Consider the following 13,798-nt stretch of genomic DNA (forward strand, 5'->3'; position numbering starts at 1 on the left):
TCGATTCCGGTCCTCGGCATTAAAAAGATGCGCCCATAGCTCAATTGGATAGAGTGTTTGACTACGGATCAAAAGGTTAGGGGTTCGACTCCTCTTGGGCGCGTAGTTTTTTTCTTTGGTTTATAAAATACAATTCTCGGGAAGTAGCTCAGCTTGGTAGAGCACTTGGTTTGGGACCAAGGGGTCGCAGGTTCGAATCCTGTCTTCCCGATTCTTAGGACATCTAGTAGTAGGTGTCCTTTTTTGTGTGCGCCAGACAGGATTAAAGTATGTTACAATAGAAAAAAATAAGGAGGAACATGATTGAAAGGACAAATTCGAAAAGCGTTGAGTGGTTTCTACTATATTTATGCAGAGGGGAAAATATATCAAACCCGGGCCAGAGGAAATTTTCGTAAATTGAAACTCTCTCCTTTAGTTGGAGATGAAGTCATTTTTGAAAGTACAAGTCAGACAGATGGGTACATTTTAGAATTATTGCCCAGAAAAAATGAATTAGTACGACCTGCTGTGGCTAATGTTGATCAGGCAGTGATTGTAACAAGTTTAGTTGAACCTGATTTTTCTTTTAATTTATTGGATCGTTTTTTGGTTACGCTTGCTTATCGATCTATCAAACCAATTATTTATATAACGAAAGTTGATTTGGTGAATGAGGATTCTCTAATTCAGGCTATTCAAGCTACTTATCAACCAATAGGCTATAAAGTCATTATTGCAAAAGATAATCGAGAAGCTATCGATGAATTAGAAGCATTGTTTCCCAATCGACTAACTGTTTTTATGGGACAATCAGGTGCGGGTAAATCGACTTTATTGAACCAAATTTTACCGGAATTAGAGTTGAAAACAGGTGAAATATCTGATGCATTAGGTAGAGGCCGACATACTACACGACACGTAGAGTTATTAGAAATTGCTGGTGGATTAGTCGCCGATACTCCTGGATTTAGTGCAATTGATTTTTTGTCAATTGATGCAACTGAATTGCCAAGAGAATTTCCAGAATTTGTCGCCTTATTAGACCAGTGTCGATTTCGTGAGTGTCAGCACTTAAATGAGCCTGATTGTGCAATCAAGGACGCTGTGGCTAGGGGAGCTATTGCTCAATCAAGATATGAAAATTATCAGCAGTTTATGGCTGAAATTGAACATCGACGCCCGATATATAAAAAGAAAAAATAAAGAGAAGAGGAAGAAAAAATGAAATTAGCTCCATCGATACTAAGTGCGGATTTTGCAAATTTGCAAAGAGATGTAGAATTTGTTGAAAAACATGGTGCAGATTATATTCATATTGATGTGATGGATGGACAATTTGTTCCTAATATTACTTTTGGGCCAACGGTTGTGCAAGCTATTCGCCCAATTACTAAACTACCTTTAGATGTTCATTTGATGATTAATAACCCAGAAAACTTCATTCATGATTTCGCAAAAGCTGGTGCAGATATTATTGGCGTTCATGTCGAAGCAACACCTCATATTCATCGAGCAATCCAAATGATCAAAGCCGAATCAGTAAAAGCAGAAGTTGTCATGAATCCAGGAACTCCGGTGGAAGCTATTCGTTACGTTCTACCACTAGTGGATCAGATTTTAGTTATGACTGTGAACCCTGGTTTTGGAGGTCAGACCTTTTTACCGGAAATGGCTGATAAAATCCGGGAATTAACAAAATTAAAAGAAGAGTATGGCTATCATTACGATATTGAAGTGGATGGAGGAATTGATGATCAAACCATACGTACTTGTGCAGAAGCAGGAGCAAATGTTTTTGTAGCAGGTAGCTATATTTATGGTGCTCAACAACCTGAAGAACGGATTAAGGCACTAAGAGAGGCGTTACAGTAAATGAAAATTTTACTTGTTGGAGGTGCACCAAAAGAGACATGGCCAGTTTTGGCTGAGCACTATGATTATTATATTGGAGTGGATCGTGGTGCATTATTTTTATTAGAAGAAAATAGGCCTCTGAACGCAGCGATTGGAGATTTTGATTCGTTATCAAAAGAAGAATTTGAACACGTGGCAAGCAACGCAGATATCTTGAAACAATCAAAGCCTGAAAAAGATGATACAGACACGCAATTGGGTCTTTTACATGCCATACAGGTCGAACCCGAGGCGAGCATAGAAATGATTGGTTTAACGGGGGGGCGTCTTGATCATTTTCTGGCAAATTTATGGTTGCCATTGGAACCAAGATTTCAGCCACATGCAATGAACTTTATTTTGCGTGATCGAACCAATACATTACGGTATTATTTACCTGGTATGTATACGATTCACAAGGAGTTGGGCATGAAGTATTTAGCTTATTGTTGTTTGACACCAGTTGAGGAGTTGACATTAATCGATAGTAAATACACGTTGACAAAGCAAACGGTCAAGTATCCAATTTCATATGCGAGTAATGAATTCTTGACGAATGAAGCATCATTTTCCTTTTCAAGTGGGATTGTCTTAGTGATTCAAAGTAAAGATTAGAAAAAAAGTAAAGATTAGAAAAAAGGTCCACGTGGTGAAATGCTTCAAAAAACATTAAACCACGGGACCATATCTTTTGTTTAAGAAGAAATAGTGGTACAATTCAACTTATGAGTTTGAATAATGTTGAGGTGCGCTTGTGAAAAAAATAAATCCAAATAAAAATATTATCATTGCCTTAATTATCGTATTGGTTGTGGTGACTGTATTAAGTTTAACCATTGCGCAACGTGCGACAGCCAAAAAAACGAACGGGGTGCAATCGTTTGTAAATGATACGGTAGCTTTTGTAGACAAGGTTATCCAAGCCCCGGTAACTTGGGTAGGGAATACAGTAGATGCCGTCCAAGATTTAGTCTCAACGTATAAGGAAAATCAACAATTAAAGGCGAAGCTAGATTCCTATGAAGAATTGTCGCAAGCAAACAAAAACAATGAGAGAGAAATCGCAAATTTAAAAGAGCAATTATCATTAAATACAACACTTTCGAGCTATGAAAAAGTTACAGCAAATGTGATTTCTCGTTCACCTGATTCATGGCAAGATTATTTAATCATCGATAAAGGATCAAAAGATGGAATAAAAGCCAATATGTCCGTAATGGCCAAAAAAGGGTTGATTGGTAGAGTAATTGAAGTCAATCGAGCCTCTTCAAAAGTAGAGCTTCTTTCTTCAGAAAACCAAACATCGAATCACTTTCCTGTCAGAATTTCGACGGCGAAAGGTGAGTTATTTGGTTTGTTAAAAGGGTATGATCAAGAAAAAAATGCCTTAGTTGTGGAACAAGTGACAGGTACAGCAGCATTTGCTAAAGGAGATGTTGTTCAAACATCCGGTTTAGGGGGGAATTCACCTGCAGATTTAGCAGTAGGAACAGTGTTGGAGGCGCAATCTGATGATTTCGGACTAGACAAGAAATTGTATGTACAACCTTATGCTGAAATGTATGATTTATCTGTCGTGACAGTGATTAAGCGTACGGTAGGTGAGTAAAGTGAATCAAGCAAATAGAACAGGTCGCATTGTTTTAGGAATTATTTTGTTTGTGTTAATGCTGTTAGATGCGCATATTACGAGATTGTTTGATTATTGGGATAAAGGTGCAAACGTATGGCAGTCACAGTTGCTATTACTAGTGATGTTATTTGCTGCCAATGTTTTTTCTAAACGGTATATGATTTGGATGGCAATTGCAGTTGGCATTATTTTTGATATGTATTATTTAGGAATAATTGGCGTGTATGCAGTTGGTTTTCCAATGGTTGTTTGGCTGATGTATCTTTTCCATTCTTTATTTTATCAAAATATGACGACGTTGTTTTTTAGTTGGGTGATTAGTTTGACCTTGTTTCAACTATTTACATTGGGAATTCAAATAGGGTTTAAACTAGCCCATTTTGATAGTCAATTTTTTGTTGTTAATTTTTTAGGGCCTACATTGTTGCTGAATATTTGTTATTTTTTCTTATTTATGTGGCCATTGAAGAGTCTTTTTCGTTTGAAATTACCATATTTTTAAAAAAGAATGTTTGAGTCACGTATAGTGAACCCCAAAACTTAGACTTAATAGCTAAGATTTGGGGTTCAGAACGACGATAGTGTGACTCGAATACTCTTTTTTTTTTAAATGAAATATATTTGAAATATTCTATTTATGTACATGACATGTATCTATGGTAAAATGCTACTTATCATAGACGACACGATATTTTTAAAAATTATATAGGGAACCAAATATTGGAGGAACTGCGAGTGAAAATAAGTATTGGGAAGAACTTATTTATTTGTACGTTATTAATAGCAACTATGGCACCATTGAGTGTGAAAGCCGATGACGTAGATACAAAAATCAGCGAACAAACCGAAAAAATTTCTACATTGAAGGAACAACGTGTAACAACTGAAGCTCAGATTGCTTCACTAGAAAAAGAGATTGCTACCATTTATAGTACGGGAGTGAAACTCCAAAATGAACAGTTATCGTTAGAAAAAGATACAGCTAAGCTAACAAAAGAAATTAGCGATTTAAATAGCAGAATTGCAAAACGGACCGAAACAATGAAAAATCAAGCGAGAGACATTCAAGTGAATGGGCAAGATACAAGCTTTGTTGATGCCGTTTTAAATGCTGATTCTGTATCGGATGCCGTTAGTCGAATTCAAGCGGTAAATACGTTTGTAAAAGCAAACAATGATTTAATTCAGGCACAAAAAGCGGATAAATTAGCTGTTGAGCAAAAGAAAGCTGAAAATGAACAAAAAGCGAATCGATTACGTGAAGCAAAAGCTGAATTGGATACGCAAAGAAAGGATTTAGTTTTAAAACAAGCCGATTTGACGGTCCAAAAACTATCTTTGGCAGCGGATCAAGCAACCGCAGAATCGACACGTACGAGTTTACTAGCTCAAAAAGCACAGGCAGAGGCCGAGCAAGCAAGAGTAGCCAAAGCGCAAGCTGAAGAAGCGAAAAAGAGCAAGAGCGTTGCTCCTGTTCAAGTGGTTGAAACAGCGCAAACAGCAAATAAGAATACCAATACTAGCACTAGCACCGATACTAATAAAAATACCGAAACAACAAATTCGAGTTCGACTGAAACGACCAATCAGTCCTCTAATACAACAACTAATAGCTCTACAGAAAACAGTGATTCTAGTAATGACAATACTAGTCATTCAACGAATCAATCGAATCAAACTAATGAATCGACACCGATTGTTTCAGGTGATGCCACGCTCAATGCATTGAATGCGCTACGTGCCTCACATGGATTGAAACCAGTCTCATGGGATGCCGGACTGGCTGCAACGGCCACTTCCCGCGCCTCTTTAATCAATGGCAATGGCGGTGCCATTCCCAATGATCATTGGTCACGAGGAAATGAAGTCATTGCAATCTTGTTCAGCCCAGGAGCAGATGTTATCAACGCTTGGTACAATGAAACCAATATGACGACAGCAACTGGATCAGGGCACAGAGATTGGGAAATAAACCCCTCTATCACGCGCGTTGGTTTTGGTTATAGCGGTAGTGTTATCGTTGGACACTCAGCATAATAAGAAAATAAGAAGCTTCTGTTTAGATTCTTTCTAAATAGAAGCTTCTTTTGAAATGTTTTTGTAACATTGCTATTACTTGATTGACATGATGCTATGGTAAAATTCTTTTGTCTTTAGAAATAATTAAGAACTAGTAGAAAAGTGATAGTGGAGGAATAATTGTGAAGAAACGTATATTTGCTTCAATTCTTTTGAGCTCAATTATCTTGACAACTGTAGCAGCTCCATCAATTGCTGTAGCAGATACCTATGATCAAAAGATTTCCCAAAAAGATCAAGAAATTTCAAATTTAGTCGACCAACAAGCAAGCACACAATCTCAAATCGATACTTTAGAAGGTCAAGTTGATACAATTAATGCAAAAAGAACGAAGGCTATAGCTGAACAAAATGTTTTGGCAGAAGAGTCAAAACAATTAAAACAAGAAATTGCTGACTTAGAAGTTCGTATTGAAAAACGAACTGAAACTATGAAAAATCAAGCCAGAGATGTACAAGTAAATGGACAAGATACAAGTTTCGTTGATGCCGTTTTAAATGCCGATTCTTTATCAGATGCTGTTTCAAGAGTTCAAGCAGTAAATACATTTATTAAAGCAAATAACTCTTTGATTGAACAACAAAAGAAAGATAAAGAAGCTGTGAAGGCAAAAGAACTTGAAAACTCTGAAAAGATAGAAACATACCAAAAATATCAAGTACAATTGGATAATCAGAAAAAAGATTTAGAAGTAAAGCAAGCTGAATTAAGTGTATTAAAAACAAATTTAGCTATTCAACAAGCAACCAAAGAAGATGAAAAACAAGCATTGGTGAAACAAAAAGCTGAGGCAGAAGCAGAACAACAAAGAATTTTGAAGGAACAGGCCGCTGAAGCAGCAGCTAAGCAAGCTGCTGAACAAGAAGTGAAAGCAGCAGAAGCAAGACAACAAAATGCTCAAGCCAATGCAAATACAACGACTAGCGCAGCCAATACTGTAGTGACTGAAAGTAGTTCAACGACAACTAGCAGTTCTAGTGCGTCAAATAATGCAAGTAATTCGACAAACACAAGTACTCCATCGAATACAAATAATAACAACACAAACACGAACACAAACACGAATACAAATACAAATACAAACACAAATCCAGTAATTGATACGTCAAATACGTATCCTGTTGGACAATGTACGTGGTTTGTAAAAAATCGTGCTTCATGGGTCGGAAATCGTTGGGGAAATGCTAACCAATGGCCATCAAGTGCGAGAGCAAATGGCTTTAGAGTAGATAATTCACCAGAAGTTGGTTCTGTAGTTGTCTTTCTAAATGGTGCACAGTTCTCTAATTCATACTATGGACACGTAGGGTATGTTATTTCTGTTGCAAATGGTGTTATTACGATTGAAGAAGGTAACTATGCTGGTTTAAGTTACAACGTTCGCCAAATTACGACTGAAGGCACAGTCTTTATCCACCAAAACTAAGCATTGATTATAGAAAAGGAAACGCCGCGGCGTTTCCTTTTTTCATATTTTTATTTATAAAAGTAAACAAGCAGTCAAGCCAATACTTAAAAAGGGGACAAAAGGTAAACGATCTGAGGGTCTTTTTTTTATGTAGCGAAGGAAGCAGTAATAACCAATGCCCACACCGCTTGCGATAAAGAGCAGTAGATGGATTTGTTGCCAATTTAGCCAAGGAAACCATAGAAAGAAAAGAATTAAGTCGCCGTTACCAATGAAATGCCAATAACGTTCCCCGTATAGATACAAGCCAAGAAAAAGGAAAAAGCGTAACCATGAGAAGGGTGCTTGATTCCATACTTGAACTAACCAAAGAGCAATCGTAAAAGGATACAAGAGAAAAGGGTCTATAAGCTGATAAAGCCAATCAGCGAGACTCAGGACAAAAGCCATGGTTAGCCAAACCAAAAGGGTTAGTTTGTTAGCTAGGGTAAATTTTGGATAAGTGAATAAATAAAGTAGAAAGCCACCATAAATCCATTCAGCAAAAAAGGAGAGCCATGGAATATTGCCATGGCAGTGGCGACATTTTCCTCGTAGGAGGCCAAAAGAAAGTAAAGGAATCAAATCATAAAAAGCCAGTTGCTGGTGACAATGAGGACAACGACTACGATCGGACCAAAAGTTTATCCGTAGAGGCAACCGCTCAGCAACGACACACCAAAACGAACCCAAGACAGCACCTATAAAAAAAAAATCATATTTTCACTCCTATCTTATCTCTATTAATACATACGAAATGAAAAGAGAAATTTGAGAAAGATTCTCAAATAGTTGTTTTTATTGTACATTTCAATGAATTTAGGTATGCTTAAACTATAGAAACTTAAAGGAGGAGTCATTTATGAAATACGGAAAAACAAAAGATCTTTTAAATCAATTGGTTGCGGATTTGAGCCAATTTTCAGTTGTGATTCATCAAACACATTGGTACATGCGTGGGCCTGAATTTTTAACATTGCATCCTTTAATGGATACGTTCATGGATGAAATCAACGACCAGTTAGATGTCGTTTCAGAACGATTAATTACGTTGGATGGTGCACCATATTCAACCTTACAAGAATTTGCTGACAACACCGGAATTAAAGATGAAATTGGCACGTATGAACGGACAATTCCTGAAAGAATGGCAAAATTAGTGGAAGGTTATCGCTATCTTTCAGATCTTTACCAAGAAGGAATTGAAGTTTCTGGTGAAGAAGGCGACGACTGCACACAAGATATTTTCATTGGCTTTAAAACAGCAGTCGATAAGAAAATTTGGATGATTCAAGCAAAATTGGGTCTTGCACCTGATTTGGCAGCGGATGATTCTGTTAAACATTTATAATAAAAATAGACTCAGATAGTAAAAAGCGTCCCTCAAAAATTGGAGGGACGCTTTTTTAGGCTACTCGGTTACGAGTGTTTGTTTCAACTGAAAAATTTTGTGCTTCAATTCGAATACTTCATCACAGGCTTTGGCAACCTCGCTTTCGTGGGTCACGATAATAATGCATTTTTGTTCTTCGTGAGCCATTTCTTGGAAAACCTTGACGATATCCAGTGAAGTTTCTTCATCTAGGTTACCGGTTGGCTCATCAGCAACGATGAGTTCGTGATCACAGCAAATGGCGCGCACGATGGCTACACGTTGCTGCTGACCCCCTGAGAGAAGGCCAATTTTTTTCTTCGCTAACTGTTCATCGATACCGACTTTGGCCAAACATTGTAGAGCATAGGCCTTTTTATCTGGCTGTGTCGAACCGGCAATTTCCATGGCAGTTAAAATATTTTGTAAAGCGGTCATGTATGGAAGCAAATTGTATGATTGGAAGACGATAGAGATGTCTTTGCGACGATAGTTCCGTAGACCAATTTTTTGAATATTTTCGCCATCATAGGTAATGGTGCCTTTCTTTGGTGTGTCCAAACCCGAAATCAATGAAAGAAAGGTTGTCTTTCCAGAGCCGCTTGCGCCAAGTATGGCGTAGACCTTGCCTTTTTCAAACGTTAAATTGACATCTTTATATAATGCATCTTGTTCATTGGTGTACCAATATGCTAAGTCCTTGGTTGCTAACATCATTTTCCCTTCTTTCTAACCAATTAAAATTTTCTTTGGATTCAATCGTAAGATACCTACTGATGAGAGTAAAATGGAGAAGAAGCTAATCAGGAGACCTAGACCTGCGAGAATCGCAACTTCTTTGGGTTGAACGGTAATATTTAAGTCGTCAATTTCGGTTGAACCTTGAATGGCGTTATTGAAGCCACCCCCCATTTGGCCACCACCGCCTCTACCAGGGCCGCCAGTTTGGTTTCCAGGCTGATTGTTTCTACCATTTTGATTGTTTCCTTGAGCGTTGTTGGAGTCTTGATTATTGGTTTGTGTACTGGTAGTAGTTTCTTGTGAAAGTAATTGATTTCCAACCACATTGCCGACAATATTTCCAGTAAATGTGGCGATAACCAGTGCAACAAGCATGGTCAGAAACATTTCTGTAAAGAACTGAAGAATCATTTTGATACGGGATTCTCCCATAGATAATAGGACGCCAATTTCATAGCGGCGTTCACGAATCATCAACATGACGATTAAAGTCAAAATGATAATGCCTGCTACGGCTACTAAAATAACGATATTTTTCGCAAAGCTAGAAACATTTTTCAGTGGAGTTAACATGGATTGATACAATTGATCATCGGTTGTTAAGTCATAGGTATCTGTATCGATTAACTTTTTGGCTGCTTTTGTGAATGCAGTGACTTTTGATGGCTCAGATAAGGTATAAACGGCTGAGTCCACCGTATTTTCATCGGTCGCACCAGATAGCGTATTGGCTAAAGTATAGTAGGAATAAATGGTGTTGACTGGATTTAACATACTAACTTGTGCAGCGATGCCAGATGCTGATTGGGTAGTAGAGTAGATGCCTTTGACGGTGACGGTTACTTCATTTTCGCCATCAGAATCGGTTAATTTAAATGTGTCACCAACGGACAAATTGTTGGATTCAGCTAAGGTTTCTTCAATCAGTACATGATTTGTACCCGCATCGTCTGCAGTCAGAGCTTCCCCTTTTTCCAATGTCGCTGTCCCGTCAGCAAAGCTTGAGTAATCGGCGCTTGCAGAAACACCGGTTATTGTGAAATCACCGGTTTTCATCATGCCACCGCCACCCATAGTTCCGTTGTTGCCACCCATTCCACCTGGACCTTGTCCCTGTTGGATTTCATCTGACGTACTGGAGCTTGTGGAAGTCGTGTCTGAATCGCTGCTAGTAATTGGTTCGATGCCATCACCAGCTGTCGCTGTGCCGGATGTGATTAAGACATAGGATTTTACATTGTCTAGTTTGGCAATTTTCTCGGCGTCACTTACTTTGATAGGTGTTGAAGTAAAGCGACGGCGTTCACTAGTAGAGTCGGTTGAAGATGAAGTGGATGAGTCTGTCGTACTTGAAGTTGAGGTAGATGCATTTGGTCCCCCGCCAAACATTGCTTCACGACTTGCAGCAAGTGTCACCGTAGCACCTAAACTATTTTGCGCATTCTCGGTCGCTTTTTCTGCCGCGCTTTTAATGGTTAACCCAGCCAAAACAAAAATTAAAATGGCAGAAAAAACAGCACATAATAATAAAGTTCGACCTTTCTTGGCCCATAAACTTAAGAGCCCTCGTTTGATAAAATTCATAGCTTCCTCCTGTTCATACGAATAGATGCTATTCGCTTGGTATCAAGTTATTTCTTATGCAGAATAGCGAATGAACCTTAAAGCAAGGTTAAATGAATTTGAAGAAAGTGTGAATGAAACGAGAAAAAATCCCTGAATCCATCTGATTCAGGGAGGGAAAAATTTAATGTAATGCTTGTTTGGCTTGCTCGATTTGCGCTAAAACTTGATCAAATCCTGTTCCACCAAGGGAGTGACGGTTTTTGACGGCTTGTATGCTGTCTAATTTTTGATAGATATCCGCTTCAATAGTAGGCTCAATTTCCTGATAGTGTTCAAGCGGGACATCTTGCAAGAAGATGCCTTTTTCCATACAGGAAAGAATCAGTTTGCCAACGATTTCGTGTGCTTGTCGGAAAGGAATGCCTTTCGTTGCCAAGTAGTCTGCTAGTTCGGTCGCATTTGAAAAATCTTGTTGTGTCGCTTGTAGCATACGCGTTTCTTTCACGGTCATCGTTTCAATCATCCCTGCGAAAATTTCGAGGGAGTGCATAACGGTTGAAACTGTATCAAACATCCCTTCTTTGTCTTCTTGGAGATCCTTGTTGTAGGCCAGAGGTAAGCTTTTCATGATCGTTAATAGGCCAAATAAGTCCCCGTAGACACGTCCTGTTTTGCCACGGATTAATTCCGCCATGTCTGGGTTCTTCTTTTGCGGCATAATGGAACTTCCAGTTGAAAAGGTATCTGTCAGCTCGACAAACTGGTATTCATAGCTACACCAGAGGATAAGCTCTTCACAAAAACGGGAGAGATGCATCATTAAGATGGAGGCGTTGCTTAAAAACTCTAGAATAAAATCGCGATCACTAACCGCATCCAAGCTGTTTGCATAGACCGAAGCAAAACCAAGTTCTTTTGCGGCGTAGATTCGGTCTATCGGAAAGGTTGTCCCTGCCAAAGCCGCCGCACCAAGAGGAGAGACGTCAATGCGGCTAAGGCCTTCCACTAGACGATTTTGATCTCTTGTAAACATTTGATAATAAGCCATGAGATGATGGCCAAATGAAATGGGTTGGGCATGTTGTAAATGAGTGTAACCAGGCATGACGGTATAAACATGCTGTTCAGCCTTCGCAACCAATACGTCACGTAAATGGTGAAGCTGCTGGATGATTTGTTCTACATGGTCCTTCAGATAGAGATGCATGTCGGTCGCAACTTGGTCATTACGACTCCGAGCTGTGTGCAATTTTCCAGCGACTGGGCCAATTAAATCGTGTAGGAAGACTTCCATATTTAAGTGAATGTCTTCGTTTTCGACAGAATAGGTCAATTCGTCTTTTTGCACTTTTGTGACCAATGTCTGCAAACCGGCAAGGATGGCATCTGCATCTTCAGCTGGAAGAATCCCGGTGTGTTTCAGCATTTTGACATGTGCGATGCTTCCTTGCAAGTCATATGCTGCCAATTGTTGATCAAAGGAAATGGATGCACCAAATGCATCAATCCAAGCTTCGTTTTTGCCATCAAAGCGCCCACCCCATAATTTTGCCATCTCTTCTAACTCCTTTTATCCATTTTGTGTCACTGTTTCTTGTTGTTTTGCTAAATTAGCTTGAACTTCAGCGTGCACTTTTGTTGGTAGCCCCCATAATTTAATGAAGCCAATTGCAGCATCTTGATCAAACGTATCAGCAGAAGTATAGGTTGCTAAGTTTTCGTCATATAGACTGTTTGCTGACTTCCGACCTTCACAGATGACATTCCCTTTGAATAATTTAACACGAACCGTGCCGTTTACGACTGTTTGCGTGGATTTTAAGAAGGCAATCAGCGCATCTGTCAGTGGATTAAACCATAAGCCATCATAGATAACTTGTGCAAGCTGTTGTTCAATGATTGGTTTAAAATGAGCCAATTCACGGACAAATACGAGATCTTCCAATTCTTTGTGTGCCGTCATTAAGGTCATTGCGCCAGGACATTCATAGACTTCCCGTGATTTGATTCCGACTAATCGATTTTCGATGTGGTCAATTCGACCAATGCCATGTTCACCAGCCAGTGCGTTGAGTTTCATAACGATGGAAGCAAACGTATCTTCCACTCCATCTAATGCTACGGGTATACCTTGTTCGAAGGTAATCTCTACAATAGTTGGTGTATCTGGAGTGTCCTCTAGTTCCTTGGTAATTGCATAAGCACCTTTTGGAGGTGTGGCCCAAGGATCTTCCAAGACTCCACATTCGCATGCGCGTCCCCATAAATTTTGGTCGATTGAATACGGGTTATCCAAATCAGCAGGAATGGGGACATTTTTTTCTGCAGCGTACGCGATTTCTTCCTCCCGTGACCATTTCCATTCACGGACCGGAGCAATCACTTTCAAATGAGGATCTAAAGCAGCGATGGCAACTTCAAATCGGACTTGGTCATTTCCCTTACCAGTACAGCCGTGTGCAATCGTAGTCGCGTTGGTTTTATGCGCCAACTCTACTAATTTTTTGGAAATCAATGGTCGTGAGAGTGCTGAAACCAAAGGATAGGAGTTTTCATAAAAGGTATTCCCTTGTAGCGCAATTAAAGCAAAATCATCTGCAAATTCTTCCCGGGCATCAATGGCATAAGACTCTGAAGCACCTACAAATAAAGCTTTTTCTTTAATCGCATCCGTATCACGTCCTTCACCAATGTCCAAACAACATGCAACGACATCGTATCCCTCATCAACCAACCATTTAATGGAAACAGAGGTATCTAATCCACCGGAATAAGCCAAAATAACCTTTTCTTTCATGAAAAAAACTTCCTTTCTATCTAAACCTACTTGATTGATGCCATCATATCAAATAAATATAAGTAAATCAACAATAAAAATTATATTTATACATAAATATTTCAAAAAAAGGTATTTTATTCATTTTTTTATCGTTTATTCCAATTGTTCAGTTGTGAAAAGAGGAGAAGGACGAAAAAATAGTGCTTAATTGCAATATCAAATGCATAAAAAAATCAAAAAACCTTTATAGACAGCGAATTACTCAATAATCCAGTGTTACCAACGGTTTAACCCTTGTCTGGCAG

13 protein-coding genes, 2 tRNA genes and 1 pseudogene are annotated in these 13,798 nt (G+C 38.9%); 10 read left to right on the top strand and 6 right to left on the bottom strand.

The window, feature by feature from the left end; all coding sequences use genetic code 11:
• Positions 1 to 29 precede the first annotated feature (29 nt).
• The 9 genes from ACFSR0_RS03980 to ACFSR0_RS04020 all read left to right on the top strand — a co-directional run bounded on the left by ACFSR0_RS03980 (position 30) and on the right by ACFSR0_RS04020 (position 7,014).
• A tRNA-Arg gene (locus ACFSR0_RS03980) sits at positions 30 to 103 on the top strand.
• A gap of 34 nt (positions 104 to 137) precedes the next feature.
• Positions 138 to 211 (top strand) — tRNA-Pro (locus ACFSR0_RS03985).
• Positions 212 to 303: 92 nt separating this feature from the next.
• Positions 304 to 1,185: a ribosome small subunit-dependent GTPase A gene (gene rsgA / locus ACFSR0_RS03990; RefSeq protein ID WP_379980137.1), complete on the top strand. Its 882-nt coding sequence runs from the start codon at positions 304 to 306 to the stop codon at positions 1,183 to 1,185.
• A gap of 18 nt (positions 1,186 to 1,203) precedes the next feature.
• Complete coding sequence (gene rpe, locus ACFSR0_RS03995) at positions 1,204 to 1,854, top strand: ribulose-phosphate 3-epimerase (protein WP_379980139.1); 651 nt, start codon at positions 1,204 to 1,206, stop codon at positions 1,852 to 1,854.
• A complete protein-coding gene (locus tag ACFSR0_RS04000) occupies positions 1,855 to 2,490 on the top strand; it encodes a thiamine diphosphokinase (RefSeq protein WP_379980141.1) in 636 nt (211 codons plus the stop codon).
• A gap of 139 nt (positions 2,491 to 2,629) precedes the next feature.
• Positions 2,630 to 3,484 (top strand): rod shape-determining protein MreC, encoded by an 855-nt coding sequence (mreC, locus tag ACFSR0_RS04005; RefSeq protein ID WP_379980143.1) that lies wholly within the window; start codon positions 2,630 to 2,632, stop codon positions 3,482 to 3,484.
• A 1-nt stretch (position 3,485) separates the two neighbouring features.
• Complete coding sequence (mreD, locus tag ACFSR0_RS04010) at positions 3,486 to 4,010, top strand: rod shape-determining protein MreD (protein ID WP_379980145.1); 525 nt, start codon at positions 3,486 to 3,488, stop codon at positions 4,008 to 4,010.
• 233 nt (positions 4,011 to 4,243) lie between these two features.
• Positions 4,244 to 5,545, top strand: coding sequence for a PcsB-like coiled-coil domain-containing protein (locus ACFSR0_RS04015; protein ID WP_379980147.1), 1,302 nt, complete (start codon positions 4,244 to 4,246; stop codon positions 5,543 to 5,545).
• A gap of 164 nt (positions 5,546 to 5,709) precedes the next feature.
• Positions 5,710 to 7,014 (top strand): CHAP domain-containing protein, encoded by a 1,305-nt coding sequence (locus ACFSR0_RS04020; protein ID WP_379980149.1) that lies wholly within the window; start codon positions 5,710 to 5,712, stop codon positions 7,012 to 7,014.
• A gap of 54 nt (positions 7,015 to 7,068) precedes the next feature.
• Here the strand turns inward: ACFSR0_RS04020 and ACFSR0_RS04025 are convergent, their stop codons facing one another.
• Both ACFSR0_RS04025 and ACFSR0_RS04030 read right to left on the bottom strand, forming a co-directional pair.
• Positions 7,069 to 7,446 carry a hypothetical protein gene (locus ACFSR0_RS04025; RefSeq protein ID WP_379980161.1) on the bottom strand — a complete coding sequence of 126 codons (378 nt, stop codon included), beginning with the start codon at positions 7,444 to 7,446 and terminating at the stop codon, positions 7,069 to 7,071.
• A gap of 114 nt (positions 7,447 to 7,560) precedes the next feature.
• A pseudogene (locus ACFSR0_RS04030) lies at positions 7,561 to 7,728 on the bottom strand (prepilin peptidase); the annotation flags it as partial.
• Positions 7,729 to 7,897: 169 nt separating this feature from the next.
• On the opposite strand from ACFSR0_RS04030, the gene ACFSR0_RS04035 reads away from it, so the two are divergent.
• Complete coding sequence (locus ACFSR0_RS04035; RefSeq protein WP_379980151.1) at positions 7,898 to 8,386, top strand: Dps family protein; 489 nt, start codon at positions 7,898 to 7,900, stop codon at positions 8,384 to 8,386.
• A gap of 60 nt (positions 8,387 to 8,446) precedes the next feature.
• Here ACFSR0_RS04035 and ACFSR0_RS04040 read toward each other — a convergent pair whose 3' ends face one another.
• The 4 genes from ACFSR0_RS04040 to ACFSR0_RS04055 form a co-directional block, all read right to left on the bottom strand.
• Positions 8,447 to 9,124: an ABC transporter ATP-binding protein gene (locus tag ACFSR0_RS04040; protein WP_379980153.1), complete on the bottom strand. Its 678-nt coding sequence runs from the start codon at positions 9,122 to 9,124 to the stop codon at positions 8,447 to 8,449.
• A 12-nt stretch (positions 9,125 to 9,136) separates the two neighbouring features.
• Positions 9,137 to 10,732, bottom strand: a complete 1,596-nt coding sequence (locus ACFSR0_RS04045; RefSeq protein WP_379980155.1) for an ABC transporter permease — start codon at positions 10,730 to 10,732, stop codon at positions 9,137 to 9,139.
• Between the two features lie 163 nt (positions 10,733 to 10,895).
• A complete protein-coding gene (gene argH / locus ACFSR0_RS04050; protein WP_379980157.1) occupies positions 10,896 to 12,269 on the bottom strand; it encodes an argininosuccinate lyase in 1,374 nt (457 codons plus the stop codon).
• 15 nt (positions 12,270 to 12,284) lie between these two features.
• Positions 12,285 to 13,511 carry an argininosuccinate synthase gene (locus ACFSR0_RS04055; protein ID WP_379980159.1) on the bottom strand — a complete coding sequence of 409 codons (1,227 nt, stop codon included), beginning with the start codon at positions 13,509 to 13,511 and terminating at the stop codon, positions 12,285 to 12,287.
• Positions 13,512 to 13,798: the final 287 nt, after the last annotated feature.

Source organism: Enterococcus camelliae (assembly GCF_042685105.1).
Lineage (GTDB): Bacteria > Bacillota > Bacilli > Lactobacillales > Enterococcaceae > Enterococcus_G > Enterococcus_G camelliae.